Annotated in this window: 1 protein-coding gene and 1 pseudogene; both read left to right on the top strand. The window is 61.7% G+C overall.

The features are described 5' to 3' along the window. Positions 1-165: 165 nt before the first annotated feature. Positions 166-1,140 carry a hypothetical protein gene (locus tag ACIBEF_RS32325; protein WP_396797212.1) on the top strand — a complete coding sequence of 325 codons (975 nt, stop codon included), beginning with the start codon at positions 166-168 and terminating at the stop codon, positions 1,138-1,140. Positions 1,141-1,769: 629 nt separating this feature from the next. Next, positions 1,770-1,930, top strand: a pseudogene (locus tag ACIBEF_RS32320) (IS5/IS1182 family transposase); the annotation flags it as partial.

The following is a 1,930-nucleotide window of genomic DNA, read 5'->3' as shown; positions in this document are numbered from 1 at the left end:
CGCCACCCATTTCCAGGCCACCCTCGACCTGGTCGAAACCCTTGACTGGCTACGCGCCGTCCCCGACCACCAAGATCTACGAGACAGAACCTAGGCCGATTTTTAGCTGATCTTCGGGATGGCGATTCGTTCAGCCGGATTTCCGAGCGCATGGAGGGCGCGCTCATGCGGCATGGCATCAGCCTCACTGAATATGGTGGTATTAATCTGTTTGATCGTCCTCACGCTTATTACACGCCGGCGGGCCTGAGCGCCGCGATGGCACAGTATTACCAGCCTGGACACGAAAACATTCACCGCCACCCAGGCCGCACTCCTTCGCGCCATGAGACTGTCCGCATGGGCGGGCGCGACTTTCCGATCGGCGCAATCCTCGAGGACATGGAACGAATTGGCATGCGCCCGGGCGACTTGACACCGGAGTTGCGGGCATCGTTTCAGGCGCACTGGCTACCTCTCCGCGAAGGGGAAGGCGGGCGCCATTACATCGATGATCGCGCACGCCAGAATCAGTTTTCGGATCCCGCCTATCAGGAGTTTACTCGAATTACGAAGCCCGGCACCATCCTCGGAGATATCAAAAATGGGTGGGAGTTTGCGGTCACGCCAAAGCCTGATAAAAGCCTAGAAGTGGCGATTGCAGCTTTTAATGTCGAAAAGAAATGCACTATCGATACCAGCGCTTGGGCGGTGGGTTACGACACGATTGCGAAGAATATGCCGACGCCCGAAGTTAGCACGTCCAGCCCGCAGGGGACGTTAGCAGAACGCGCTCAGTCGCTTCTGAAAGCCTCGATCATCAACACTTTAACCCGGCAGACAACCATGTACACGGGTACAAGCGAGGGGGTCCGACGCATTTTCGATACTCATCGCGGAGTGGCCGGAGCCGAATACGCCAGGAATGTGACACAGTTTGAAAATGCCAGACATGAGGTGCTCCGCGAAGATCGCGAGCGCAGACTTTCGCCTTCAGTTTCGCGACGAACTGCGGCGGCATCGCACTTAACGTCAATTACGACCGACCGAGGCGCATCCGACCGAGCCGCCCGCCGTGAACCGCGCGGCTACGATCGGCCCGGCAGTCCGCTACCTGCCGACCGGCAGAGAAGCAGCCGATCGGCTTCACCGGGGCGGTGACGCGATTGACACCATGTTCTGGATTCCTGTGTCGTCAACGATGCGGCCGTACTTGACCTATCCATTTGTCCACCGGGCTGCACCCGACACACGAGCGAATGCCCTCAGCGCCACGGCAGCGGGCTGAAGGAGGTCGATGTGAGTTCTCGCGCCGGTCGACGCGCCGTCGGCATCCCGTCGCCGCTGCTCGTCCAGGGCTCCGGCAAGGTAGCGATATGACCGTTTCAGGTGAGTCCGAGTATTTGGACTGGCCGGTAGTGGTTTCTGCTGTTGCGGCGTAGGGCTGGAGCGATGGCGGTGATGCCGGCCAGCCGGAGCAGGCTGATCGCGATGTTGCGCAGGGTGGCCATGACGCGGGGCGCCTGGCCGGTGCGCAGGCGGCTGGCGTCTTCGCCATAGGTGGTGTCGCGGATGTGGTGCAGGACTTCTATGGCCTAGTGCCCGCGTAGCCAGTCGGCCAGGCCGGCGGGGCTGGCCTCGGCGGCACCCAGGTTGGTGATGGCGTAGACGGTGACGGTGGACCAGCGGCCGGTGTCTAAGGGATGTCTCGCAACCCCGACGTCTGTCTGGTCAGGACAATCGGTCAGGATCCCTGGGTGCAGGTGATCACGGCGGCCCGCCCGTAGTGGATCTTTCCGTTCACCGGGTTGCAGCCCGTTCAGTTCCGTAAGTTGGTCAGGTTGGTCGCTGAGCGTGGCGGTGAGGGCATCGCCGATGGTAGGCCGGGCCGGCAGTGGGCCCTGGACCTCGCCGATCGGGTGTTGCTGGTCGCCGCGTACTGGCGCACGAA

Origin of the sequence: Micromonospora sp. NPDC050795 (assembly GCF_044456785.1) — a bacterium.
GTDB lineage: Bacteria > Actinomycetota > Actinomycetes > Mycobacteriales > Micromonosporaceae > Micromonospora.
Note: the sequence above shows the minus strand (reverse complement) of the source record. Positions and strands in the feature narration are given on the sequence as shown.

What these genes read in the sequence shown, in the direction of transcription:
- ACIBEF_RS32325 (WP_396797212.1), top strand. Translation starts at nt 166, where the DNA reads ATGCGGCATGGCATCAGCCTCACTGAATATGGTGGTATTAATCTGTTT.